The following is a 23,272-nucleotide window of genomic DNA, read 5'->3' on the forward strand; positions in this document are numbered from 1 at the left end:
CGAAGCCCAGTACGGCTTATAGCCGCACTTCGCAACATCAGTTTAGAATCCCCTTGCTTCTAGCGAGGGGAGATGTCAAGGGAAACCAACCGGATTGCTTAAGAGTCTTGTTTCAAAATGGGTAACAGCAACATTCCCTATCAGCCCGATCACCTATGCTAAAAGTTATGTATTCGGCCGCCGATTCAGCAACTCCAAATTCCCAATGGGAGGATTTAATTAAGCTCCCAGCCCCAAACACAGTTCAATGGGACAATATCAAAACCCAGTTAGACTTGGTGCTATTGGCGCTAGAAACTTTCACAGGGATTGGTTCGGAAGCAATGCTCACAGCAGCAAATAATCTGAATTTAGAGTCCAGAGTGCCAGATCGGGTAGCTTTATGGCGACTACGCCAGTCAAATCCCCTGCGGAAAGGTCAAGGAGGGCGAAAAAAACTAGATGTGGAAGAAGCGCGATCGCTTGTGCTGATTACCTGCTTCCTCGCCAAACAGCACCAAGAATTGATTCGCCGTGCTGTTAGTCTATTAGAACAAATGGCCCAAAGTCGTCGGGAACCTCATCAGGCTGCTTTACTTGGAGATTATATCGATAGTTTTTGCAACACCTACCAAGAACGGATGGAAGAAAATCAGGAAATCTCTACCGACTTACTTACCCACCTAGCATTAAAACTACTGATAGATTTACTATTCTATAGCGCCCCTGGTGGACACCGCCGTCTCTGGTTAGCACTGATAGACGGTTCGACTAAATTTTAGACTCTAGATTTGTCATCCAAAATCGATCTGGAAAAGTTTGCTAGGTCGGGAGACCTTTCTGAGAACTTTTCGCAATATCCCAATTCCTAAATTGTCTCTCCCGCAATTTCTGCCATGCCTCTATCTAATTCTGTCATTCGTCGCTACACTCCCCCCACCTGTACACTAGAAGTATTGGCGCAAAGTTCACCTTTGTCCCGTTGGATGGGGAAAACAGTCCTCAAACAGTTAAGCTTTGAGTTACACTTTGATGATCCGCGACTACCAGAAGAGCGTAGATTACCCATTCGGGGCGATCGCGACCAGCTCGAAGCCTTGTGTGATGCGGTCAGCAGCTACGTACAAAATTTTCTGCAACAACCGCCAGAAAGTTTTTGGCTCAGTTTCTCAGAACCTGAGGATTCGAGCAAAGTAACTGATGGCGCAGAATTCACAGCTGTTCACAACCCTTCATTATCAGCTAATACCCAAACATTAAAGTCCTTTAGCTCCCATTTACCAAGGACAACAATATATTTAGAACCAAGCACCTATTTGACTCACAACCTGTTCCTTGGTTCCCTCGCCAACCATTCAACTGGCCCTGTAATTCAACTGAGCCTGCTACAACTCTTTGATTTAGCAACCGCCCTAGATGAATACTCGGCTGATGTCATGGCGTTACCAACTCTCAACAACACCACTTCTAGTTTTACCTGGCCTGCTTGGACATCTGTCGCGGCTGTGCTGGTATTAGGTGTGGGTTTATTACCATTAACCTGGCAATATGTCAATAGTAATGCCAAGACTAAGCAGCCACAGATAGCCCAAAAATCTGCACCAGCACCAGAAAAAATTGCCCTTGAACCCTCAGCCTCACTCAACATTCCCACACCTCAACCCGGACTCACCCCCCCAGATAATTTACAGTTTGCTAAGAATAGCAACCCTTCTTTACTATCCCAACCAATTTTAGGCTCTACTCCGCCACCTCCTAACGGTAGTTTGCCTACTGTACCGCTAACAGCCCCTAGTTTCGATTTATCTAGAACAACCCCAAAATTACCTAAAACTCCTGTCTCTATAGCAACTCCAAAATTACCTATTAGTAATTTCCCCATAGCCTCGTCAACATCTCCCAGTTTACCGACTCTACCCCAGGGAACGAATCCCATCTTTTCTGGCACTCCACAACAGAATATACCAGCACCCACCACAATCGGTAGCCCACCAATTTCAATTCAACCAAATCCTCCGCAAAATACTACAGCGTCAGTTCCCCCTGGTAACTATGGTCTTCCAAAAAGACGGAATCTACCACCAAACCTATCTCCTGAAACCAGCACCCCCCCCAATCCCCCAAAAGACAGTCCGTTTCTTGGTACCATATCCAATCCCCCTAAATTAGCTTTATCGCCAGGAAAAACCCCGGAAATTTCCCCAGGAATTAATAATTCTTCTCCGGTGTCTGAGGGGATTTCATTAGCTGATCAATTGAGAACCGCAAGTCAGCCACCTTCATCCACAGAAGTCTCCACTAACAGCTTGTTTGATACACCCCAACTAGCAGAGGCTAGAGAATACTTCCAAAAACGCTGGCAGCCACCCACGGGCTTCGCACAAACACTAGAATATAGTTTGACCCTAGGTGTTGACGGCACCATTGAAGCAATTTTGCCCCTGAATAAGGCAGCAAGAGACTACGTTGACATGGCTGGGATGCCTAACATTGGTAAACCCTTTGTTTCTGGGAATAGATACGGCAAAAATGTCAGAATTCGCGCTGTTTTTAGTCCTGAAGGCAAGGTACAAATATTTCCAGAAACTGAATAGTTCCGTGAATATGCTTATGACACTTATGAAACTGGCATATATATTTTCCCCTGTGCTAATTTGAGTAATTTGAGCAAGTTAACCTCTTAGCTGTCATTTGAGACCAGAGGCTATGAACTATAGAACTAGCCTTTTGCAGTCCAGTTGCAAAACTGGTAATACCGCTATCATAGTTGGCTGTACTAATCTATACAATAAAATTTAAATCCCCACTTTAAAAGGTTAGGAATATGCAAACACTTGGCCCTCAAAAAGACAGTACAGCTTGGATTATTCAAACATGGGCTGCTTTTGTCCTTTCGATTTCAATGACCACCTTTGGTATTGTTAACTTACCTGTGGATAGCTGGGTGAAAGGCTTTATGGGTATGGGTTTGGCTTTCTCTCTTGGCTCAACTTTTAATTTAGCCAAAACCAGCAGAGACTTACATGAAGCGAAAAAACTAGCCGCTAGAATCGACGAAGCAAAAGTAGAAAAATTACTCTCACAGCACGATCCTCTCAAATAAGAGTTGCGTTATTCAGTAAGTCCTCATTTATCATTTGTCATGAGATATTTTTAGGGGCGCAAGGCCTTGCGCCCCTACCCAGTGGTCTATTTACCTGAAAATACATTTGACATACTCCCCGCCCTAAAAGGTCCCAGATTCTGGAGTCAAACAGCAATTGCTGGCTCTTGCCAGTCTAACATCACCTAACCCAATGGTTGATGCCCCAACCATTTGAATATTTCTCGCGGCGTTTTCATCACGTCCATTAATTGATTGACAAGATGGACAACGCCACTGTCTTATGGATAAATCTAGATTCTCTAAAATATGCCCACAATGAGAACAAGTTTTACTAGATGGATACCATTGATCTATATAAACAAGTTGTTTGTTTTTCTTTTTAGTTACCCATGACAATATTTGGAGAAATTCTCCAAAAGCTACATCTGATATTTTTCTACCCCAAAGACGTTGCATACCTTTGAGGTTTAGGGTTTCAAAACATAAAACATCAAACTTGTCTGTCAATTGATGAGCTAATTTCCAGAACCAATCACGTCTGCGGTTACAAACATTTTCATGTTGACGAACTAAATTCTTTCTAGCTCTTTCACGATTATTTGACCGTTTTACCTTTTTGGAGTGGTTTTTACTAGCTTTCTTAATAGCATTCAAAGATTGCTTGAGAAATTGTGGAGAATCAATTAAAGTTCCATCAGAGCAAGTTAGAAATGTCTTCAATCCGAAATCAAACCCCGCTATTTTACCAGTCGTTGATTTAATTTCTGGTTTTAATTCATTATTAACTACAATCACCATAAATAACTCACCTAGTGCAGTGCGTTTAATGGTTAATGTTTTGATTTTGCCCTCTACCTCTCTAGATTTCCAAAATTGATAAACTCGATTGGCAATTTTAATTCTATTCCCACTTAAGAGTTTATAACCTGCTTGTTTAAGCGTGAATGATTTGTATTTTTTAACCTTTTTAAAATTCGGTGGTCTGACTCCTTTCTTATTATGTTTAAAAAACAATTGGTAGGCTTTCTCTATGCGTTGACAGATATCTTGCACTGCTTGAGAACCTATTGATTGCCAAAATTGATGCCGTTTTCTTAATTTGGCAATATGAGACTGGAGTTTTGCACAGTTTAAGTGTTTGCTCCACATGCGATAGTACCGTTTATGTAGAGCAATACAATGGTTATAGATTATCCCTGCGGCGTTGATCATCCGTTTCAGGTGTCTATTCCTTTTGTGTTCATACAACTTAAACTTTAGTGTGATCATGGCAATATTATATCAAAGTTGCCCTAGAAGGGCGAGGCTTTAAACCCATTTCTTTAGTAATACGGCAATATGGTGCAATAAAAAAGCTGGTAGAACCAGCTCTTGATTATATTGATTGAAATTTATATTTTAATAACGGGATTTTTTGTTCTTTAATTTTTGTCTTTTACGCCGTCGCTCACCAGAAGCTACAGCATGATCTACCGGATAACCCACCACAGGAATTACCTGATATTTACGCTCTTCTTCTAACTGTTTCAGGTTGGTGTAATCAACCCAGTGAATGCAATCAACCGGACAGGTGTCGATCGCTTCTTGAATCACCTCTTCTGTATCCCCATCCTGGCGAACTACACGCGATCGCCCATAATCTGGTTCAATATAAAAGGTGTTCCGTGCCACGTGGGCGCAGTGCTTACACCCAATACAGGTGAGTTCGTCTACATAAACACCCTTTTGTCGCAACACACCGCCTAATTCCGGCTCTAAACCAGACCGTTCGGGGTCATCCCGTAAAAAACCACCTAATTCTGGCTCTAAACCGCTGCGATTGTCTTCTTGTGCTTCCCACGACGGCAAAAACTCAGCCATTACGCACTCCAGCGCTGTACTACTAGGCGAATAGAACCATCTTTTTGTTGTTGTTGTTCTGCAACTTCAAACCCAACACGAGCAGTTTCTTTGACAACTGTTTGGTATGCATACCGCTGCGTTACCTGGCGCAAGAATCCATCTACTGAGAGGTCTTGTTGCCAATATTGCAAATCAGCTACTAGTTCGTATTCTTTGCCATTCCATCTAAAGCCGATATCATAGCCATTTTCCTGCTCAATTGCAATTTCCGCAGGATGGGTTTGACCTTGATAACCGCGTACTTCCTGTGGACCGGGCTTCCAATCGATACCTAAACCAGTCAGAGCATCTTTCAAAGATTCAAGGTTACGGATTTGAGTTTTAATTTGGCTAAAGTGTGACATGGTGATTGTAATTCAATGACAGTAAACTACTATGTTGAAAACTTACCATTCGCTGAACGTGGCTTGTGTATTTGCCACAACAGATTGCTGCACCTGATGAGCGGCGAAAAATTCTGAGGTTGGTTCATGACTCACTACAAGTCCAAGCTGTGCTTCTATTGCTGCGGTAACTTCAGCACAAGAAGCACCCACAATCCCAGTGACTTTCTCTTGTACCCGACCATCTGGATAGATTATGAACTCTAATGTCTCCATGCGCTTCGCCAACCACGATAGTACGCTTGAACTGTGTCCCGTAACTAGAGGCTAAAAATATATAGCCCTGGGAACATTTATACTTAGATACAAACTTGCCATTTGTTAACTAATGTTCCATATTTCAAAATATATATCTCAGAATCTTTACAAAAGTTATTATTTTAATTAGCGCTCACATCAGTCTCTAGTTAGTTTCTCTTAATCTCCTGGATTAGTCAAGGTAAAAGTTGCCTAGGACAATCAGCGCTAGAATGTCCTAACCACAGGCATTACGAGTAGTATAGCCAGTAAAGTCAGTTACAAAAATATGCAATTAATTGAAAAACTTTATCATTATCATTGAATTACCCCTATTCTGGTATGGCATAAATTCTTGAAGCACTCAGCCTTGCTCTCTACTCTATAGCCTTATTCAGCAAACATTTCAGCCAACGTATCTAAAACGGCTTTTTGTTCATCAGAACTAATCTGACCTAATTTTTTGACTAATCTAGTTTTGTCAACTGTACGAATTTGATCCAGAACAATTTGCCCATCTTTACCCTGAAATTGACAAGCAACACGAGTTGGATAAGACTGTCGTTTAGTTGTCATCGGAGCAACAATGACAGTAGCAATATATTTGTTCATCTCATCTGGTGAAATTACTACGCAGGGTCTTGTCTTCTGAATTTCACTGCCAATTGTCGGGTCGAGATTAATCAAAAATACATCAAATCTATTGACTACCACTGCCAATCTAGATGCTCCCACTCTGTAGTTAGATTATCATCAAGCAGAGCATCGTCTTCTCTCTTTGCCATTGTAGCAAAGGCTGCCTCCCACCCTTTGCGCGATCGCGAGGCAGGACGGACAATTAGGTGACTATCTTGAATTTCAATCTCCACCTCTTCATCTATACCGCTTTGTTCCAGCAAAAGTTTAGGAATGCGGATACCTTGAGAGTTACCGATTTTCACGATACGGGTTCTAATTGCTGTCCCCATGAGGATAATTTTCCTGATTCGTAATTACATTGTAACTACAAGTCAGGATTTTGTCAATTGAATTTTAGCCTTAACTTAACCGTATTGGTCAGGTCGTCTCAGAGTCATCCGGTGCTTCACCAAGGGTCTGCTGTGCAGCATGACGGATATGAAGAACACGCACTGTCGATATTTCTTCTCCTACCAAAATCGTGAAAATTATTCGGTATGAGTTGCGCCCTCGACCGTAAATTATCTGGCGAATTTCTTGGCTAAAATAATCATTTTCTCTAGCTAGAGAACATCGCTTTGGCATTTGCGATAAAGACTCAATTACTTTTAGTAATCCTGCATACCACTGACTCGCCCTCTCAAGAGAAGTAACTTGAGACAACTGTAAAAATGCGTTGTCTGCTTCAGCTTCAGCTACACTAGAGATTTCAATATGGTATTTCATGCGTCGGCTGGTAGGTTATATTTGCGACGCTGCTCGTCAGCAAAATCATCAAATGAACGGAATCTACCAGCTTCAAAATCTTCTAATCCTTGCTGAATACCCTTAATAGCTGCTTCTGAGTCTTGCAGATCCCACTCTAGGACAGCCTCTAACAACTGTGCTGCAACGAAACTAACATCTTGTCCTTGCTGTGCAGCTTTCTGGCGCAGTCGTGCTTCTAATTCTGGGCTAAGGGAAACAACAATCGCCATAATCGGATATTTTGCCTTATGTTTCTAGATATCATTCTATGTCAGAGTGTCTGAAAAATGCGCGTTTTCTGGTTGGGCAGAATATATAATAATATTGCTACTGTTGGCGCTGGGCAATCTGAATTAACAATCTCAATGCTGTATTTACTGCTTCATCATTGGGAAAAGCTTGGGCAACATCAGCATCTAAAAGCACTAAATTTGTCCCTGCACGATATCGATCAACATACTTACCCCTAACCCCACCTTTCATTTGAGCAAAGTCATACTCAGGACGTAATTCGTCTTCCATTTCGTTTTTAATTTCCTTGTGTAGTTATTCACGTTTTGGTACTACAACAGGCGATCGCGCATATTTATAGTAATATAAGACAGCTTATCTAATGTTGGGTTACGCTCTAGCTAGACTTTCACCATTTCAGGTACTGAATCAGGAGATGCTGGTTCAAAACGTAACACCATTATTTGCTCTGGACGTAAACCGACAGATTCGTAAGTACGCCCATTGCGATCGCTAAATTCCACCTCAAACGCAGCGCCACCAGCTAATAATTCTACTACTGTACCAACTTGACCACGGTACAGATGATATTCAGGCAGATCAACTGTTAGTGCTACTATATCAAGCAACTTGACTGTATTTTTAGTCATCTTCTATTTCTATCACTTCCAGATATTACAGAGGATAGCAGGTTGTTAATCTTGGGATATCAGAATCATTTTCGATAATCCAAGCACTGCGAATGGTCGCACTTCTATTTTGCCATTCTAGGGTGAAATCTAGTATGTAGCGTTGTCCAAATTCATCACGTCGTCCCAATTTAACCTCATGCGTTTTGACTGTTTCTAAAAGAATCTGGCGTAATTCCTCAGCATAGTCTGCTGTCATACCCAGAATTGATGAAAAGAGACAGGTTTTATTTTTTCCTTCATTATGTTCTGGATTGAGACAGTAGTCACTTAGTTTACAAATGTCAACTACTGCATTTTCTGCATTTGGAAGCCGATTAAATGCTGCTTCTGCTTCTTCTCTAGTTTTAAAAGATTTATGTCGCGCATCACTAAAACCTTTGGTTTGGTTTTCACATTCTTCCCAGGTTGTGAATATACCTGTCTTTCGACCCTTGAAAACAACGTAATATTTGTTGGATGCCATTTAATTTACCATTAAACATTTGTTTTCTAATAAACAATTATATCCATCCTATAAATATTCAACATATTTAAATACTAGAAAACGCCGAATCAATTTCCAGGCTATCAACTCAGCTAAAACACGGAAATGATTTCATCTAGACGCAAATCAATCTCACAGATCAATCTTGACCTTTTGACTCCAATGCTGTGTTAGACGACTGGTTACTACTATTTCTTCCAGCTTCTAACTTTTGACGAATAGCTAGCTGAACCTTTTCATCAAAATCAGGGTCGTTGAGAGATGCAATAATTCTGAGTGGACGTTGATTAATTCTGTTTAAGTACGCCTGAAATGCAGCGTCATCTTTACGATGTTTGAGAAAATACTCTCTCAATTCTGCATTAGACATGGCATCATAGTTAACGCGGCTCATCAGCAAACTCCCCGTTGGGTAGAATTTGAAACTCCAGTTCTTCGCTATAGCCAGCTAATAAATAGACATTGCCAGTTCGATACATTTCTTCATCTATTGACTATACTAGCAGGTGTTTTTGGTTAATTTTTCATAAAATCCCTTAAATCCAGTATTTCATAGTTCTGGCGACAATTTACCCAAGCCCAAACCTCCCAGAAAGAATTTCCGGTAAAAAAACGACTCTGCCAATGGAATAACCCAGGATAATGAACGATAATTAACCTCTATAGCTCAAAGCCCTCAGCCACAAGCTGAGATGCTGAAAGCTTTCGATTCAACTTAACTAATTGACTATGAATCCAGAACAAGTCAACGGTTCTCTAAATATTTCGCCAGCGATACGCATCGGAGTACTGGGTTTTGGCGGACTCGGACAAGCAGCAGCCAAGGTACTGGCTGGTAAACGGGAAATGATTTTAGTCGCAGCAGCAGATCAAAAGGGTTACGCCTATGCTGCTGAGGGTTTAAAAACAGATGCTTGCATTGCAACTTACCAAGCTCAAGGTTCAGTAGGTTATTTAGAGCCTGTGGGCACTTTAACAAACAATAGTATTCAGGATTTAATCGCCACTACACAATCTGTAGATGGTTATTTTCTGGCTTTACCCAACCTGCCTAATGATTTTATCCCCTCTGTAGCCAAAGAGTTTATTAAATCTGGTTGGCGGGGTGTGCTGGTGGATGCAATTAAGCGTACCACGGCTGTAGAACAACTGCTAGCAATGAAAGCAGAATTGGAAGCTGCGGGAATTACTTATATGACTGGGTGCGGTGCAACACCAGGATTATTAACAGCCGCCGCCGCCTTAGCCGCCCAAAGCTACGCCGAAATTCACAAAGTAGAAATTACCTTTGGTGTAGGAATTGCCAATTGGGAAGCTTACCGCGCCACGGTGCGGGAAGATATAGGTCATATGCCAGGATACACTGTAGAAACAGCTAGGGCGATGACTGACGCCGAAGTAGCAGCGTTGCTGGATAAAACTAATGGCGTGCTTACCTTAGAAAATATGGAACACGCCGATGATGTGATGTTAGAGGTAGCGGGAATAGTGGGACGCGATCGCGTTACTGTTGGTGGTGTAGTCGATACCCGCAATCCTAAAAAACCACTCAGCACCAACGTTAAGGTTACAGGGCGCACCTTTGAAGGCAAAATTTCCACCCATACCTTTACTTTAGGAGATGAAACCAGCATGGCAGCCAACGTTTGCGGCCCTGCATTTGGTTATCTCAAAGCTGGTAAACAACTGCACCAACGCGGTATTTACGGTATCTTTACCGCTGCTGAAATTATGCCTCAGTTTGTCAAGTGAGGGGCTAGTCCCGCGATTTCAAAGTCTTATACAATACCACTAAAACGCTGACACATGTAGGAGCGAGTGGGGGCACGGCATTGCCGTGCCCCGGAAGCTGGTATCATATCGTGTGGATTTAGGGGTATCTAAAAATTTATCCGGCTAAACAAATAGTTTGAAATCGCGGGACTAGGGCGTGTTTTCTTATCAGCATCTTATAACATCGGTGCTAGATATTGGTATTGTCTAACTATGGGAGATAAAACCTTTTCTAGAGTTTTCGTCAGCGAAAGTTCTAACGACACACTGAGAACGCCAGTAACTCTGGGAACGCTGCGTAGTCTAAAAGCTGCATAGCGTAAGAATCCCCATCTATAATCTCCGATTTAGATGGGGTGCGTTCAAAATCAGAATCATAAGTTGGGTTAGCCTACGGCAAGCAAGCTACCTTCGTCAACCCAACCTACGCTCTTTCAGGTTTTTAGCGCCAATTTAACCGTATTGGATTATACCCATATAACCCCTATCTACACCGGACGGTAGACGCGATAGTTAATACTGGGGAAAATATTATCCATTAATTCAACTTTTTCCAGCCAACCGCTATCGACTTTACCAGCTTTCACCTCTTCGTAAAGTTTATTAAACCGCATGAGGTGCGATCGCGTTCTTCTGACTGCATAGGGTACCATTGTTCCCGTCCGCATAATAAACGCCCAGTCAGAAGATTGGGCTAATAGCAGTTCCCGCGCTGCTTGATTCAGCGCCTTCCATTGCAATTCATCCTCTGGTTCTAGGCGCGAGAGTTCAATCATGCGTTCAGCTGCTTTGTGCAAATGTGGGTAAATCCACCCATTTGTATCATTCAACCAATACTCATGGAAACCCTTGAAACCCCAACTCGACTGAGAAGGACGACAAACTTGCTGTGTTGAATTTGTCCGTAGATAATCAGCTAAGTGGGTCATAGCATAGGTTCCTTGGTCATACCATGACTTGCGGTACAGGTAATCAATGAACCAAGGACCTTCATACCACCAGTGACCAAATAACTCTGCATCATAGGGCGAAACGATAATTGGCGATCGCCCCATAATTCCGTGTAAATGCTCGGCTTGGCGCTCACGGTTATACATGAAGTTAGCAGCATGTTCTGCTGCTTTTTCCTTTGCCCAATAAGGGTCATAGAGTGCCTTATCAGATAACCCTAAACCCCGTCCAGTAATTTTATGATACTTAATGCCCGTATTTTTCCGCTGACCATTGGGCATGATGTAGGGCTTGATGTACTCATATTCAGCCTCCCAGCCCAAATCTTTGTAAAATTCCCGGTATTCCGCCGCACCAGGATAACCCACCTCTGAGGACCATACCTGCTGTGAAGATTCATGGTCACGCCCAAAAGCCGCAACACCAGTTTCGGTAAAAATTGGCGCATAAGTGCCAAACCGAGGACGAGGACGGGCGTATAAAATACCATGTCCATCAGTGAGGAAATAGCGCAACCCTGCATCAGCCAACATCCGCTCTACACCTTCATAGTAGGCGCATTCTGGCAACCAAATACCTCTGGGTGCTTGTCCAAAAGTTTCTTCGTAGTGTTCGCAAGCCACCTGAATTTGTGCCCACACAGCTTGTGGGTACATTTTCATCAGGGGTAGGTAGCCGTGGGTAGCACCGCAAGTAATGATTTCTAGGTTATTACTGTCTTGGTATTGCTTAAAGGCTGTTACCAAATCGCCTTTATAGTGTTCCCATAATCGACGCGCCTCGTTAAACTCAGCAGTGTAATGTTCGGCTAAATAACGAAGATGTCCATTATGGATATTACGTTCAGCTTCTAGCTCTATGAGTTCTTCTAGTTGGGCTAAATGTGCGTCGTAGCGTTCTTGTAGCAGAGGATCTCGAAGCATTGACACCAAAGGCGGTGTCATACTCATTGTAATTTTAAAGTCGATACCGTCTCGCTTTAAACCCCCGAATACCTTCAATAAGGGAATGTAAGTTTCTGTAATAGCTTCATAGAGCCATTCTTCCTCCAACACATAGTCACTTTCTGGGTGACGGACGAAGGGTAGATGTGCATGGAGTACAAGCGCGACGTAGCCAATAGCCATAATTCTTCCAGGGTGGTTCGTGTGAAGATCCGGTAGGCGGAAATTAACAATATTTTAAGACTTTATTGGGATCGTGACATTAGTTAGTGATTTTTTGCTATATCAAGATCACTGGTGAGAGGAATTGCGGTAATAGGTGAAACTAGTGACTGAGGCTTGTGATGCGATCGCCTGCAAAATCATATCTGTATTCCCTGTAGTAATTTCGCGAAAAACAGTAGACTGGTCTTGGGAAATACTGTACAATGGGGGGTTGATAAAACCTAATCTGGGTAAACGGTGCGATCGCCTGGCACAGAATAGATATCATAGCCCCCACCCCCCAAGCGAGGAGGGGGTTGGGGGGTGGGGTTCTTGTACCTAACTCAACAACTCACAAGCCATAAGTTTATTTTCTGGGATAAATTCGTCAAAATTGATTAAAGCTAAATGAGCCGAATTTCGCATGAGTTCTTTTGCTAATAAGAATCCCGTAATGCTCCAGGTTTGATATCTCCTAGCTTGTTTGCCAATTAATAGCCCCCGCGTACCATCATAATATTCTGGCCATTTATCCTGACTCAGACGTATTTCGGCAATTTCAATCGCCAGATTACAAATAGTGTTTCTACCTGTTTTTTGAGCCGCAGCAGCTAAAAACCACAGCAACACTGGCCAGCTGCCGGCGTTATGATATGACCAGGGTATATTTTTAGGGTCAGAGCCGGTAATAATTTTGTATTCGTGCTTTTCCAAGGCTGGAAAGCAAATTTTCATGGGCATATCTCCCACCAAATCATCCCATCTTTCATCGATTAAATTCATAATCGCTGCTGATTGTTCTGCGCTGACTAGAGAAGAAATAATCGCCATTAAATTTCCGAGTGAAAAAAAGCGAGTATCTAGTTGTGATGGACCGACATTACCTGCTAGATAACCACCTTTTTTTGGCAGCCATCTGTCTAATGTAGAATAGGGAATTGAGTCGGGATAGATATTAAACTGATTAACTGCACTCTCTCCATATTCTTCACCCCTAAAGTGATAAATTGTATTCAGACGCTGAATATCTATCCAATAATGTTGGCGAATATGAGCGCACAAAAGCGGTAAGCGCTTATCAATGGCGATGACAAGTTCTTGATCACCTCCACAAATTAGTAACTCACGAGCTGCACGCAATGCTGTGTAGAATAAAGCTTGAATTTCCAAAGGATAGCCAAAGATACCCATTCGACGGTCAATCATGCAAGACCCATCTGGAACCAACAATGTTGGATTCATATCAAACCGAGTCGCCAAGCAGAGTTCCATGATTAACATGATTCCTTCTTGGAATTCCGGCTGCAAAGCAAAATCTAAATCTTTGGTAGCTTTGACATAAGCGTGCAATAAAATAATCCACCAGAGACAAGAATCAACTGGTGTGACTCTGGCGATCGCATGTTCACCAAAATCTGCTTCTAAATATTCTTGCCCATATTTGAATACCACTTTGAAACTAGCCGGTATTAAACCTCGTCCTAGTTTATAAGCATTCAATTGCCTTTCTTTTGACTGTAATTTTAATGTCTCTTCTAGAAAATTGCGGACTATATCTTCTCTACCTTTGAGTAGAAAGAGTAAGGCTGCAGAAACAAAATCTCGGACAAAGCACTGGTCATAATTCAGCGAATCTTGTGATTCATCACGGGCTGCTAAAGTGCCAATTGGACGACCTTGATAGTAAATAATCGACTTTTCTAATAATTCCCATGCCTCTGTTTCGATTGGATCAACTACTGCGAACTCATCTCGTTTCATTGCTAGACTAACTCCATTTTGATGTGGTTTTTGCAGTAGATGCCCCACACTTCCATACTCTTAGTTTTGCTAAAGGAAATACAGATATTTGGTAGTAAATATAGAATGCTCCCATACTCGTAGTACCGCTTTACCGCATTGCAGCTTAGGCACTAAAACACTACTACGAACTTTTCACTTTTTTAGTTCCCGCACCCGCCTAAATATTGAGTCTCGAATCATACGAAATAGTCAAGTATCTGTAGGCTAGGCAATGCCAAGCAAAACCTGGATGTGGTGGGCAATACCCACCCTACGTGTATTTCAAAAATCAAATATCAATCCTATAGCAAGGGAAACTAAGGGTTTTTGGCGTTGTTCGATGATCTTCCGGGGCGCAAGGCCTTGCGCCCCTACATAGCCAAATGGGTCTTACCCCAATACAGTTCAGTTAGGCTCTAATGATATACACTGTAGGGGCACGGCACGAATAAAATTGTCATTAGAAGAAAAAATTTTGGATGCCGTGCCCCTACGACAATTTTCCTTAACTGAACTGTATTGGGTCTTACCCCCTAATCGCCAGCAGCATCCTGACTGTGGTGGCTAGGATGATTAATTGCCTATTCATGATCTGAGTGGCTCACATCCGCCTTGATATATAAAATTATACATTATTATTTGATGGCTGACATTGATTTTCACAATACCAAAAGCCCCCTATAACAACAAGGGGGCTTTTAAATCAGCATTAATCGACGATAATTGGCTTGACTTACTAAATTACTGTACGCATCAAGACATTTACCAGGTATTTATGTATACTCAAAATCTTGACTATCGAGACAGATAAGAGTCTACACTGCGGATTTCAAACTCACAAGCTCTAGAAACCACTTCTGGGGGTAATTTACCAAAACTGACTAATGGTAAATAAGAGGGGTTCTTGATCAACTCTTTTGCCAATAAGAAACCAGTAATAGTCCAGGTTTGATATTTTCTAGCTTGTTTACCAATCAATCGCCCTCTTTTACCATCATAATATTCTGGCCATTCATCTTCAATCAGGCGTGTTTGAGAAATTTCAATAGCCTTTTGGATGAGATTTGTTCTGTTAGTTTTCACAGCCGATGCTGCCAACATCCACATTAACACAGGCCAACTGCCACCATTATGATAAGACCAAGGTATATTTTTTGGATCACATCCAGTGACAATTTTATATTCCTCATTTTCTAAGGCTGGGAAACAGATTTTCATTGGCATATCTCCTACCAAATCATCCCATCTTTCATCAATGAGATTCATAATTGCTTGTGACTGTTCTTCACTAGCAAGGTCAGAAATAATAGCCATTAAATTTCCCAGAGAAAAGAAGCGAGTATCTAGCTGGGATGGTCCAACATTGCCGGCAAGATAACCACCTTTTATAGGTAGCCACTTATCCAATTCATAATAAGGAAGGGAATCAGCATATATATTGAAAAGATTAACAGCCGTTTTGCCATACTCTTCACTCTTGAAACGATAAATAGCATTGAGGCGATTAATATCTATCCAATAATGTTGACGAATATGAGCGCATAAAAGAGGTAAGCGGTTATCAATTGCGGCGACAACATCTTGATTACCTTCACAAATCAGCATTTCGCGAGAAGCACGCAATGCCGTATAGAATAAAACCTGAAGTTCTAGAGGATGACCATATATACCCATCCGACGGTCAATCATACAAGCGCCATCTGGAACCAATAGCGTTGGGTACATATCAAATCGATTCGCCAAACAGATTTCCATAATTAACCTGATACCATTTTGGAATTCAGGTTCATAGGCTAGAGAATAATCATCTGTAGCGACAACATAAGCACGCAATAAAATAATCCACCAGAGACAAGAATCAACTGGTGTAACTCTGGCGATCGCATGTTCACCAAAATCTGCTTCTAAATATTCTTCACCATTTGATAATACCACTTTAAAGCTAGCGGGGATTAAACCTCGACCAGGCTTATAAGCATCTAATGCTCTTTCTTTAGGCTGTAACTTTAGGGTTTCTTCTAGAAAATTACGGACAATATCTGTTCTACCTTTAATCAGAAAAATTAGAGCAGATGATACAAAATCCCGGACAAAGCATTGGTCATAATTCAGAGCCTCTACAGATTCATCATAGGCGGCTAGAGTGCCAATAGGACGCCCTTGATAATAGAGAATGGATTTTTCGAGTGTTTTCCAAGCTTCCTCTTCTATTTTTTCAGATGTCAGCAGTTCATTTAGTTGCATCGCCAGAATAACTCCATGAGTATTGTACATTTATGGTAGATGCGCCCTGAGTGATTATTTTTGCTGTTCTGATCATATCAAAAAAGATTTTTGAACTAGCAAATATAATATCGCGGAAAATTCATCCAGAAATAACAGATCAAGCTGCTAATTTATTCGCAGCTTAATTGACAGTTAATCTGATGTTAACCAATTATTCTCTCAGTGAATTACAACCCTTGTTGTCCACCTCAAGCAATAACAGAATTTCTCTAAACAGTTTCGTCCGATATATTATTATTTTTTGGATTATTCATAGCTCCGCTTTCATGTGCGGAACCTTTGCTATGACAAAAACAATAAATCGTCCTTACCGTTCATGCTTGGTGTCAAATCCTAATTATTTGCCGTATTTCTAGTTAATTCGGATTTGTGATCGAAACTCAAATCAATTTATTCCCCTATAAATTAATAATTTATAACGTTTTCTCAGAATATGCAATATGGATGCTTTGATAATTTTTCCTGTCAAGACCTCTAAAGGGGTATATATTTTACTTTAATCACTCCTGAAACCACGAGCTTTTAGAAGTAAAGTGGCATCCATAAAAGCAAACAAGAGTAATATCGATAAAGCCTTTGTGCCTCGCTTCACAAAGAAACAACAAGTAAAAGGTGTGAAAATAAAGTAATATTTGGAACCATAGCAAAACCTGAAAAATTGTAGTTAAAAAATCGTAACCAAGCAGGCGAAAAATTGAGTATTATTGCTCTAGTGAAACCAGGGCTGAGTGCGATAACATCCTTTAGGGGTATTAGCTAATATCTCCTCTTATTTGTGCAGAATATAATATTCTCAACATTGCTTCGACAATATCTGTAACTGAATACACAAATTTCTGCCTTGGTCAAAGGTAGTAGGTATTTTGGCATAGGCGATAGCTTTTAGATTGATCACGGTAAACCAGTAGTGACGCTATGGGATGGAAAAAAGTTCCCAGCATCCTAGGTTGGCGAAGGGTGAGTTAATTTATTGATTAACATTGATGAAGTTGTTAGCATTCAATTGTTCCTGTGTAGCGCATCCTGTAAAGTCCCATAAGTTTATCTGAGTAGCCTTATTACCCAGAGCATAGACTAATTAATACTTTTGCGTCTTCGTAAAAATTACTTAAGCCTTGACCTTTCCTTTTAATCCTACTTCAGAAAAATCTCAGTACAATATTTGATTAATTCGTAGGTAATAAAATTAGGCAAAACTCCGCGTTACTTTGCGTTTACCTTGCGTTCCTCTGCGTTTAAAAACATTATGATTTTACGCAAAGCTGTACTTAGCTATCTTAAATTGGCATGACCTCCCCATCTTCCAGCTTATCAGCCAAAACCCGCAGCGCTAAAGCTTGAACCCTAGCAACAGCCTCCTCCCTAGTCAGCCCATAAGCCAGCACGCCAGGAAAATCGACCAAATCAGCCAGAAAGCCTCCGTCCTCTTCTTATTCAATCTCAATAGTCAACTTCATAGCTCGTAAAGGTATGGTAATAAAAGCGAAGCCTGGATAAAACAAGAAATTTGATATGACCTCAGTTAATTCTAGCAAGCACAAAAAAGCCAGAGCCTTAAAACCCACCAGCCGCCGACCAGCCAAAGAACTGTGTAGCGAGTGCGGACTGTGCGATACATACTACATCCACTACGTCAAAGAAGCCTGCGCCTTCATCAATCAACAAATCGACGAACTCGAAACACAAACCCACACCCGAAAGCGGAACCTCGACAACCCCGATGAACTTTACTTTGGTGTTCATCAAGACATGATAGCAGCGCAGAAACAGCAGCCCATAGAAGGCGCCCAGTGGACAGGAATTGTCAGCAGCATAGCCATTGAAATGCTGAATCGCGGCATAGTCGAAGGCGTTGTCTGCGTGCAGAACACCAAAGAAGACCGCTTTAGTCCCATGCCAGTCATCGCCCGTACCCCCGAAGAAATACTAGCAGCCAGAGTAAACAAACCAACCCTATCCCCCAACCTTTCCGTATTAGAACAGATAGAAAAATCGGGGATGAAGCGGCTACTAGTCATAGGCGTTGGTTGCCAAATCCAGGCACTCAGAGCCGTAGAAAAACAACTAGGCTTAGAAAAACTCTACGTTTTAGGTACACCATGCGTAGATAACGTCACCCGCGCCGGACTGCAAAAATTTCTAGAAACCACCAGCCGCTCACCCGATACCGTAGTGCATTACGAATTCATGCAAGACTTCCGAGTACACTTCAAACATGAAGATGGCTCCACAGAAACCGTACCCTTCTTTGGCTTAAAAACCAACAAACTCAAAGATGTCTTTGCCCCCTCCTGCATGAGTTGCTTCGATTACGTCAACTCCCTAGCCGATTTAGTAGTTGGCTATATGGGCGCCCCCTTCGGCTGGCAATGGATTGTAGTCAGAAACGATACAGGCAAAGAAATGCTGGACTTAGTAAAAGACCAACTAGACACCCAGCCAGTCATGTCCCAAGGGAACCGGAAAGAAGCCGTACAGCAAAGCATACCCGCCTATGATAAAGCCGTCACCTTGCCAATGTGGGCAGCAAAACTCATGGGTGTCGTGATTGAGAAAATTGGCCCCAAGGGTTTGGAATATGCGCGGTTTTCCATAGATTCTCACTTTACGCGGAATTATTTGTATGTCAAGCGGAATCATCCAGAGAAATTAGCAGCGCATGTGCCGGAGTTTGCCAAGCGGATTGTTGGGCAGTATAAGCTACCAAAGGAATAGCTCACGCAGAGGCGCAGAGGCGCAAAGAAAGATGAATGAGAATGAAATTGCAAAGGAGATTGTTGATGCTGCTTACAAAGTTCACACGACTTTGGGGCCTGGGTTGTTGGAATCTGTTTATCAGAAAGTGATGGAATATGAGCTAGGGAAGCGAGGATTGCGGGTAGAAGCCGAACTCCCCATACCCGTTGTTTACCGAAAGTTTGGGTCTAGAGCCGCCGTTCGGAGACGGCTTTTTGGTAAAATAGTGGCAACAGGCAGGGCATTGTCTGTCGGGCTAGGTGATGTAAGACGGGCTATGCCTGCAATTGCTGTTTGACCCCAGAATCCCCACGCCTTTAGGCTGGGGAGTATGTCAATCATCAACTTTGGCGCCTTCTTGATCAAAGACGGTATCTCACGGGTTGTGAATGGCCTATAAACATCTCACATCAAAGACGCAAAGACTCCCTAACTCTTTCCTTTGCGTCTTTGCGCCTTCTCTACGTTCGCGTAGCGTGTCGAAGACAGACGCTGCGCGAATGCGTGAGAAAATCTTAAGCCCTCCCCACAGCATCAATCGCCGCCTCTAGTGCGATCGCAATATGAGTCCAATGAGTCCCCCCCTGGCAATATACGACATACGGCTCACGTAAAGGACCATCGGCGGAAAACTCTAAGGTACTGCCTTCAATGAATGTCCCGCCAGCCATGACTACCTGGCTCTCGTAGCCTGGCATTTCGTCGGGGATGGGGTCGAGGTAGGAACCGATGGGGGAATTTTGTTGTACGGCTTTGCAGAAGGCTATCAGCCTTTCGGGAGAACCGAGCTTAATTGCCTGAATCACATCTCGCCGGGGCGCCAGGGGTGGGGGATTGACTGGATAACCGAGTTTGTCAAATACGTAACCAGTGAGGTGCGTTCCTTTCATGGCTTCGCCTACCATCTGTGGTGCCAGAAATAACCCTTGGAAGAGGAGGCGGTTTTGGTCAAATGTGGCACCACCATAACTACCGATGCCGGGAGCGGTGAGGCGACAGGCGGCTGCTTCTACTAAGTCGGCGCGACCGGCTATATAACCGCCGGCGGTGACTATTGTACCGCCTGGATTTTTAATTAATGACCCGGCTATTAAGTCGGCGCCTACGTCTGTGGGTTCTTTGGTTTCGATGAATTCGCCGTAGCAGTTGTCTACAAAGCAAATGGTCTGGGGATTTTGCTGTTTGACTAGGTGGACGATTTTTGCGATGTCGTCGATGGATAGGCTAGGTCGCCATGAATACCCGCAGGAACGCTGAATTAATACTGAACGGGTGCGATCGCCGATACTCTGGCTTAAGGTTTGCCAATCGATTGTTCCTTCTTTAGTCAGCTCTAATTGGCGGTATTTTATGCCAAACTCAATTAGGGAGCCTTGTCCTTTTCCCCTTAATCCAATTACTTCTTCTAGCGTATCGTAGGGAGAACCAGCCACTGCTAGCAATTCATCTCCAGGACGGAGTACACCAAATAATGCACAAGCGATCGCGTGAGTCCCCGAAACAAACTGTACCCGCACCGCTGCTGCTTCGGCACCCATTACTTGGGCAAAAACTTTATCTAAAGTTTCTCGGCCTAAATCATCGTGACCATAACCGCTTACGCCCGCAAAGTGGTGTGCGCCTACACGGTGATCACGAAATGCGTTCAGTACTCGTTGCAGATTATGCTTGACCTGAGCGTCAATTCCAGAAAAAATCTCTAACAGTGCCTGTTCTGCTTGCCGCAGCTGTTCCAAGCTGTTCATTGGTTCCTCGTTTACAAAAAATATAGATATGCGGGTTTTCGGATCACGCAGATTAGGCTTAACCACTCGTATTCAGGTTCCTGCATGACAATTGCTACCTCAACTAAACCTCAAATTAACTGGGTTAATACCCTGTTTTTCGTTTTTCTGCACATCGGCGCTCTGTTTGCCTTGCTTCCTAGTAATTTTAGCTGGGCTGGGCTTGGTGTAGGTTTATTTCTCTACTGGCTGACTGGTGGTTTAGGTATTACCCTGGGATTTCACCGTCTTGTCACTCACCGTAGTTTTCAAACACCTAAGTGGCTGGAGTATGTTTTTGTTTTTTTCGGGACTCTGGCCTGTCAAGGCGGTCCAATTGAGTGGGTAGGCACACACCGTATGCATCATTTGCACTCGGATACTGAGCAAGATCCCCATGATTCTAATCGGGGTTTCTGGTGGAGCCACATGGGTTGGCTGATTTACCAATCTCCCACTCAACCTGAAGTTCCTCGTTTTACTAAAGATATTGCCGAAGACCCAGTTTATCAGTTTTTCCAAAAATATTTCATTTTGATTCAGTTTGCTCTGGGTTTAGCTCTGCTACTCTTGGGTGGCTGGTCGATGCTTGTTTGGGGTGTTTTTGTGCGGATTGTCTGGGTTTACCACTGCACCTGGTTGGTGAATAGTGCTACCCATAAATTCGGCTATCGTAGCCATGAATCTGGTGATAATTCTACTAACTGCTGGTGGGTCGCCGTCCTAGTTTTCGGTGAAGGCTGGCATAATAACCACCATGCTTTTCAATACTCAGCCCGTCATGGTTTGCAATGGTGGGAAGTTGATCTAACTTGGATGACGATTCAATTGCTACAAATACTCGGTTTGGCTACAAATGTCAAGCTGGCGCCCATAAAGTAGTAAGTCGGTTGACGGTTGTCAGCTGATCAAGAAGCAGAGTGGAGGATAAGGGGACAAGGGGACAAGGAGATAACTTTCCCCCCTCTCCCCCTCTCCCGCAAATTCTCAATCAGCTGAAAAATTCTCATAGCAGCTGCGCTGGTGTATGCTAGGTTGCTATAATCCAAAGCGCTAATGTTAAGAAACTTTGCAGCAAGCCACTTTCTGGTGACTTGGTGTCAAGCCGTGTTGTTTTTTAGGTTTTCATGACTACATCAACAATAAATAACCAAAAACCAGCTGATGACCTGGGTGATTCCAACCTGAGGCTAACAGATATTGTCAAAACTCTGCCCAAAGAATGTTTTCAGCAAGATATTCGTAAGGCTTGGACTAGGGCGTTGACCAGTGTTGTGATGGTAGGCTTAGGCTACTTTATTCTGACAATTACACCTTGGTTTCTCTTACCCCTAGCTTGGATTTTTACAGGGACTGCGTTAACAGGTTTTTTTGTCATTGGTCATGATTGTGGCCATCGTTCGTTCGCCAAACGTCCCTGGGTGAATGATCTGGTAGGACACATATTCATGATGCCTTTGATTTACCCGTTTCACAGCTGGCGAATTAAACATAATTATCATCATACTCATACCAATAAGCTGGATGAGGACAACGCTTGGCACCCTATCAGACCAGAAGTGTTTGAAGGTTTTACTCCACTGAAGAAGTTTGCGTTTGAACGGTTCATACGTAACTACTTATGGTGGGTTGGTTCTATTGGACATTGGGCTGTTGTACATTTTGATTGGCGGAATTTTAAAACTAAAGACCAATCAAGTATTAAGCTTTCTGTGGCTGTAGTCGTGGTCTTTGCGGCGATCGCTTTCCCCATTCTCATCGCTACAACTGGTATCTGGGGATTTGTCAAATTTTGGCTCTTACCCTGGATGGTTTACCATTTCTGGATGAGTACCTTTACTATCGTTCACCATACTGCTTCAGATGTTCCGTTTGTCGCAGTTAATAAGTGGAATGAGGCTCTAGCACAGCTATTTGGTACAATTCACTGTGATTACCCCCGTTGGGTAGAGTTCCTCTGCCACGATATCAATGTCCACGTCCCCCATCACATCTCTACTGCTATTCCTTCTTATAATTTGCGGATGGCTTACAGCAGTATTAAGGAAAATTGGGGCGATTATCTCCATGAAGAATGTCAGTTTTCTTGGCCTTTAATGAAGAACATCGCAGACCATTGTCAACTTTACACAACTGATGTTGGATATCAGTCTTTTAAAGACTATTACGCTGAAAAATAAACTACTATGAAGTATTAAGTATAAAGCAGGAAAAATACCTGCGAGCTTTGCTTCTAGTCCGCTTGTACTTTTAAGTCCTTTATCCTGTTGACATCATCGTATCCGTCAAATAGATTCTGGCAATTCCTATCTATAAATTTTGTGAGAGAAATTGCCAGTAACTATCATCATGCGGATTCGTGAGAGTTTCAACCTATCCACAACGGTGCATCGC

At 42.7% G+C, this 23,272-nt stretch carries 26 protein-coding genes; 9 read left to right on the forward strand and 17 right to left on the reverse strand.

The annotated features are described in order from the left end of the window. The first annotated feature begins 155 nt into the window (after nucleotides 1–155). The 3 genes from HEQ19_10915 to HEQ19_10925 all read left to right on the forward strand — a co-directional run bounded on the left by HEQ19_10915 (nucleotide 156) and on the right by HEQ19_10925 (nucleotide 3,082). Complete coding sequence (locus HEQ19_10915; GenBank protein ID WYL99953.1) at nucleotides 156–761, forward strand: DUF3038 domain-containing protein; 606 nt, start codon at nucleotides 156–158, stop codon at nucleotides 759–761. A 114-nt stretch (nucleotides 762–875) separates the two neighbouring features. Continuing rightward, nucleotides 876–2,573 carry a DUF4335 domain-containing protein gene (locus HEQ19_10920; protein WYL99954.1) on the forward strand — a complete coding sequence of 566 codons (1,698 nt, stop codon included), beginning with the start codon at nucleotides 876–878 and terminating at the stop codon, nucleotides 2,571–2,573. A 230-nt stretch (nucleotides 2,574–2,803) separates the two neighbouring features. After that, nucleotides 2,804–3,082 carry a YiaA/YiaB family inner membrane protein gene (locus HEQ19_10925; protein ID WYL99955.1) on the forward strand — a complete coding sequence of 93 codons (279 nt, stop codon included), beginning with the start codon at nucleotides 2,804–2,806 and terminating at the stop codon, nucleotides 3,080–3,082. Between the two features lie 123 nt (nucleotides 3,083–3,205). Here the strand turns inward: HEQ19_10925 and HEQ19_10930 are convergent, their stop codons facing one another. From HEQ19_10930 to HEQ19_10985, 12 genes are all read right to left on the reverse strand, one after another. Continuing rightward, nucleotides 3,206–4,354, reverse strand: a complete 1,149-nt coding sequence (locus tag HEQ19_10930; protein WYL99956.1) for a transposase — start codon at nucleotides 4,352–4,354, stop codon at nucleotides 3,206–3,208. Between the two features lie 129 nt (nucleotides 4,355–4,483). After that, a complete protein-coding gene (locus HEQ19_10935) occupies nucleotides 4,484–4,945 on the reverse strand; it encodes a ferredoxin (protein WYL99957.1) in 462 nt (153 codons plus the stop codon). Continuing rightward, nucleotides 4,945–5,331 (reverse strand): DUF1257 domain-containing protein, encoded by a 387-nt coding sequence (locus tag HEQ19_10940; GenBank protein ID WYL99958.1) that lies wholly within the window; start codon nucleotides 5,329–5,331, stop codon nucleotides 4,945–4,947. Before HEQ19_10940 ends, HEQ19_10935 begins: the two co-directional genes overlap by 1 nt. 42 nt (nucleotides 5,332–5,373) lie before the next feature. Beyond that, nucleotides 5,374–5,586, reverse strand: a complete 213-nt coding sequence (locus HEQ19_10945) for a DUF2997 domain-containing protein (protein WYL99959.1) — start codon at nucleotides 5,584–5,586, stop codon at nucleotides 5,374–5,376. Between the two features lie 411 nt (nucleotides 5,587–5,997). Beyond that, a complete protein-coding gene (locus HEQ19_10950; GenBank protein ID WYL99960.2) occupies nucleotides 5,998–6,321 on the reverse strand; it encodes a type II toxin-antitoxin system PemK/MazF family toxin in 324 nt (107 codons plus the stop codon). Then, a complete protein-coding gene (locus HEQ19_10955; GenBank protein WYL99961.1) occupies nucleotides 6,315–6,575 on the reverse strand; it encodes an AbrB/MazE/SpoVT family DNA-binding domain-containing protein in 261 nt (86 codons plus the stop codon). Before HEQ19_10955 ends, HEQ19_10950 begins: the two co-directional genes overlap by 7 nt. A gap of 88 nt (nucleotides 6,576–6,663) precedes the next feature. Then, nucleotides 6,664–7,011 (reverse strand): type II toxin-antitoxin system RelE/ParE family toxin, encoded by a 348-nt coding sequence (locus HEQ19_10960; protein ID WYL99962.1) that lies wholly within the window; start codon nucleotides 7,009–7,011, stop codon nucleotides 6,664–6,666. Next, nucleotides 7,008–7,262 carry a hypothetical protein gene (locus HEQ19_10965; protein WYL99963.1) on the reverse strand — a complete coding sequence of 85 codons (255 nt, stop codon included), beginning with the start codon at nucleotides 7,260–7,262 and terminating at the stop codon, nucleotides 7,008–7,010. The genes HEQ19_10960 and HEQ19_10965 overlap by 4 nt, the downstream gene beginning before the upstream one ends. A 97-nt stretch (nucleotides 7,263–7,359) precedes the next feature. Beyond that, nucleotides 7,360–7,554, reverse strand: coding sequence for a hypothetical protein (locus HEQ19_10970; GenBank protein ID WYL99964.1), 195 nt, complete (start codon nucleotides 7,552–7,554; stop codon nucleotides 7,360–7,362). A 110-nt stretch (nucleotides 7,555–7,664) separates the two neighbouring features. Next, complete coding sequence (locus tag HEQ19_10975) at nucleotides 7,665–7,913, reverse strand: DUF4926 domain-containing protein (GenBank protein ID WYL99965.1); 249 nt, start codon at nucleotides 7,911–7,913, stop codon at nucleotides 7,665–7,667. A 25-nt stretch (nucleotides 7,914–7,938) separates the two neighbouring features. After that, nucleotides 7,939–8,418, reverse strand: coding sequence for an RNase H1/viroplasmin domain-containing protein (locus HEQ19_10980; protein ID WYL99966.1), 480 nt, complete (start codon nucleotides 8,416–8,418; stop codon nucleotides 7,939–7,941). A 160-nt stretch (nucleotides 8,419–8,578) separates the two neighbouring features. Continuing rightward, nucleotides 8,579–8,833 (reverse strand): hypothetical protein, encoded by a 255-nt coding sequence (locus HEQ19_10985; protein ID WYL99967.1) that lies wholly within the window; start codon nucleotides 8,831–8,833, stop codon nucleotides 8,579–8,581. Between the two features lie 335 nt (nucleotides 8,834–9,168). Between HEQ19_10985 and HEQ19_10990 the strand changes: the two genes are divergently transcribed. Beyond that, nucleotides 9,169–10,191 (forward strand): saccharopine dehydrogenase-like oxidoreductase, encoded by a 1,023-nt coding sequence (locus tag HEQ19_10990; GenBank protein ID WYL99968.1) that lies wholly within the window; start codon nucleotides 9,169–9,171, stop codon nucleotides 10,189–10,191. A 509-nt stretch (nucleotides 10,192–10,700) separates the two neighbouring features. Here HEQ19_10990 and HEQ19_11000 read toward each other — a convergent pair. After that, complete coding sequence (locus tag HEQ19_11000) at nucleotides 10,701–12,290, reverse strand: glycoside hydrolase family 57 protein (protein WYL99969.1); 1,590 nt, start codon at nucleotides 12,288–12,290, stop codon at nucleotides 10,701–10,703. 136 nt (nucleotides 12,291–12,426) lie between these two features. Between HEQ19_11000 and HEQ19_11005 the strand changes: the two genes are divergently transcribed. Beyond that, complete coding sequence (locus HEQ19_11005; protein ID WYL99970.1) at nucleotides 12,427–12,654, forward strand: hypothetical protein; 228 nt, start codon at nucleotides 12,427–12,429, stop codon at nucleotides 12,652–12,654. Here HEQ19_11005 and HEQ19_11010 read toward each other — a convergent pair. The 3 genes from HEQ19_11010 to HEQ19_11020 form a co-directional block, all read right to left on the reverse strand. Beyond that, nucleotides 12,651–14,072, reverse strand: a complete 1,422-nt coding sequence (locus HEQ19_11010) for a glycoside hydrolase 100 family protein (protein ID WYL99971.1) — start codon at nucleotides 14,070–14,072, stop codon at nucleotides 12,651–12,653. The two genes, HEQ19_11005 and HEQ19_11010, sit on opposite strands and share 4 nt — an antisense overlap. An 816-nt stretch (nucleotides 14,073–14,888) precedes the next feature. Next, on the reverse strand, nucleotides 14,889–16,337 hold the full coding sequence (locus tag HEQ19_11015; GenBank protein ID WYM03352.1) for a glycoside hydrolase 100 family protein: 1,449 nt from the start codon (nucleotides 16,335–16,337) through the stop codon (nucleotides 14,889–14,891). 1,319 nt (nucleotides 16,338–17,656) lie between these two features. After that, nucleotides 17,657–17,782 (reverse strand): hypothetical protein, encoded by a 126-nt coding sequence (locus HEQ19_11020; protein WZI67180.1) that lies wholly within the window; start codon nucleotides 17,780–17,782, stop codon nucleotides 17,657–17,659. A 109-nt stretch (nucleotides 17,783–17,891) separates the two neighbouring features. On the opposite strand from HEQ19_11020, the gene HEQ19_11025 reads away from it, so the two are divergent. Both HEQ19_11025 and HEQ19_11030 read left to right on the forward strand, forming a co-directional pair. Beyond that, complete coding sequence (locus HEQ19_11025; GenBank protein WYL99972.1) at nucleotides 17,892–19,094, forward strand: Coenzyme F420 hydrogenase/dehydrogenase, beta subunit C-terminal domain; 1,203 nt, start codon at nucleotides 17,892–17,894, stop codon at nucleotides 19,092–19,094. Nucleotides 19,095–19,125: 31 nt separating this feature from the next. Next, a complete protein-coding gene (locus HEQ19_11030; GenBank protein WYL99973.1) occupies nucleotides 19,126–19,413 on the forward strand; it encodes a GxxExxY protein in 288 nt (95 codons plus the stop codon). A gap of 217 nt (nucleotides 19,414–19,630) precedes the next feature. Here HEQ19_11030 and HEQ19_11035 read toward each other — a convergent pair whose 3' ends face one another. Beyond that, nucleotides 19,631–20,860, reverse strand: coding sequence for a methionine gamma-lyase family protein (locus HEQ19_11035; GenBank protein ID WYL99974.1), 1,230 nt, complete (start codon nucleotides 20,858–20,860; stop codon nucleotides 19,631–19,633). Nucleotides 20,861–20,944: 84 nt separating this feature from the next. Between HEQ19_11035 and HEQ19_11040 the strand changes: the two genes are divergently transcribed. Then, nucleotides 20,945–21,760, forward strand: a complete 816-nt coding sequence (locus tag HEQ19_11040; GenBank protein WYL99975.1) for an acyl-CoA desaturase — start codon at nucleotides 20,945–20,947, stop codon at nucleotides 21,758–21,760. A 245-nt stretch (nucleotides 21,761–22,005) separates the two neighbouring features. Further along, entirely contained in the window at nucleotides 22,006–23,058 is a 1,053-nt protein-coding gene (locus HEQ19_11045) for a fatty acid desaturase (protein WYL99976.1), read from the forward strand. Nucleotides 23,059–23,272 lie beyond the last annotated feature (214 nt).

Source organism: Gloeotrichia echinulata CP02, from assembly GCA_038087035.1.
GTDB lineage: Bacteria > Cyanobacteriota > Cyanobacteriia > Cyanobacteriales > Nostocaceae > Gloeotrichia > Gloeotrichia echinulata.

Excerpts from the sequence above, each read along its gene's own strand:
- HEQ19_10915 (WYL99953.1), top strand. The coding sequence starts at position 156 with ATGCTAAAAGTTATGTATTCGGCCGCCGATTCAGCAACTCCAAATTCC.
- HEQ19_10920 (WYL99954.1), top strand. The coding sequence starts at position 876 with ATGCCTCTATCTAATTCTGTCATTCGTCGCTACACTCCCCCCACCTGT.
- HEQ19_10925 (WYL99955.1), top strand. The coding sequence starts at position 2,804 with ATGCAAACACTTGGCCCTCAAAAAGACAGTACAGCTTGGATTATTCAA.
- HEQ19_10930 (WYL99956.1), bottom strand. The coding sequence starts at position 4,354 with ATGATCACACTAAAGTTTAAGTTGTATGAACACAAAAGGAATAGACAC.
- HEQ19_10935 (WYL99957.1), bottom strand. The coding sequence starts at position 4,945 with ATGGCTGAGTTTTTGCCGTCGTGGGAAGCACAAGAAGACAATCGCAGC.
- HEQ19_10940 (WYL99958.1), bottom strand. The coding sequence starts at position 5,331 with ATGTCACACTTTAGCCAAATTAAAACTCAAATCCGTAACCTTGAATCT.
- HEQ19_10945 (WYL99959.1), bottom strand. The coding sequence starts at position 5,586 with ATGGAGACATTAGAGTTCATAATCTATCCAGATGGTCGGGTACAAGAG.
- HEQ19_10955 (WYL99961.1), bottom strand. The coding sequence starts at position 6,575 with ATGGGGACAGCAATTAGAACCCGTATCGTGAAAATCGGTAACTCTCAA.
- HEQ19_10960 (WYL99962.1), bottom strand. The coding sequence starts at position 7,011 with ATGAAATACCATATTGAAATCTCTAGTGTAGCTGAAGCTGAAGCAGAC.
- HEQ19_10965 (WYL99963.1), bottom strand. The coding sequence starts at position 7,262 with ATGGCGATTGTTGTTTCCCTTAGCCCAGAATTAGAAGCACGACTGCGC.
- HEQ19_10970 (WYL99964.1), bottom strand. The coding sequence starts at position 7,554 with ATGGAAGACGAATTACGTCCTGAGTATGACTTTGCTCAAATGAAAGGT.
- HEQ19_10975 (WYL99965.1), bottom strand. The coding sequence starts at position 7,913 with ATGACTAAAAATACAGTCAAGTTGCTTGATATAGTAGCACTAACAGTT.
- HEQ19_10980 (WYL99966.1), bottom strand. The coding sequence starts at position 8,418 with ATGGCATCCAACAAATATTACGTTGTTTTCAAGGGTCGAAAGACAGGT.
- HEQ19_10985 (WYL99967.1), bottom strand. The coding sequence starts at position 8,833 with ATGAGCCGCGTTAACTATGATGCCATGTCTAATGCAGAATTGAGAGAG.
- HEQ19_10990 (WYL99968.1), top strand. The coding sequence starts at position 9,169 with ATGAATCCAGAACAAGTCAACGGTTCTCTAAATATTTCGCCAGCGATA.
- HEQ19_11000 (WYL99969.1), bottom strand. The coding sequence starts at position 12,290 with ATGGCTATTGGCTACGTCGCGCTTGTACTCCATGCACATCTACCCTTC.
- HEQ19_11010 (WYL99971.1), bottom strand. The coding sequence starts at position 14,072 with ATGAAACGAGATGAGTTCGCAGTAGTTGATCCAATCGAAACAGAGGCA.
- HEQ19_11015 (WYM03352.1), bottom strand. The coding sequence starts at position 16,337 with ATGCAACTAAATGAACTGCTGACATCTGAAAAAATAGAAGAGGAAGCT.
- HEQ19_11025 (WYL99972.1), top strand. The coding sequence starts at position 17,892 with ATGACCTCAGTTAATTCTAGCAAGCACAAAAAAGCCAGAGCCTTAAAA.
- HEQ19_11030 (WYL99973.1), top strand. The coding sequence starts at position 19,126 with ATGAATGAGAATGAAATTGCAAAGGAGATTGTTGATGCTGCTTACAAA.
- HEQ19_11035 (WYL99974.1), bottom strand. The coding sequence starts at position 20,860 with ATGAACAGCTTGGAACAGCTGCGGCAAGCAGAACAGGCACTGTTAGAG.
- HEQ19_11040 (WYL99975.1), top strand. The coding sequence starts at position 20,945 with ATGACAATTGCTACCTCAACTAAACCTCAAATTAACTGGGTTAATACC.
- HEQ19_11045 (WYL99976.1), top strand. The coding sequence starts at position 22,006 with ATGACTACATCAACAATAAATAACCAAAAACCAGCTGATGACCTGGGT.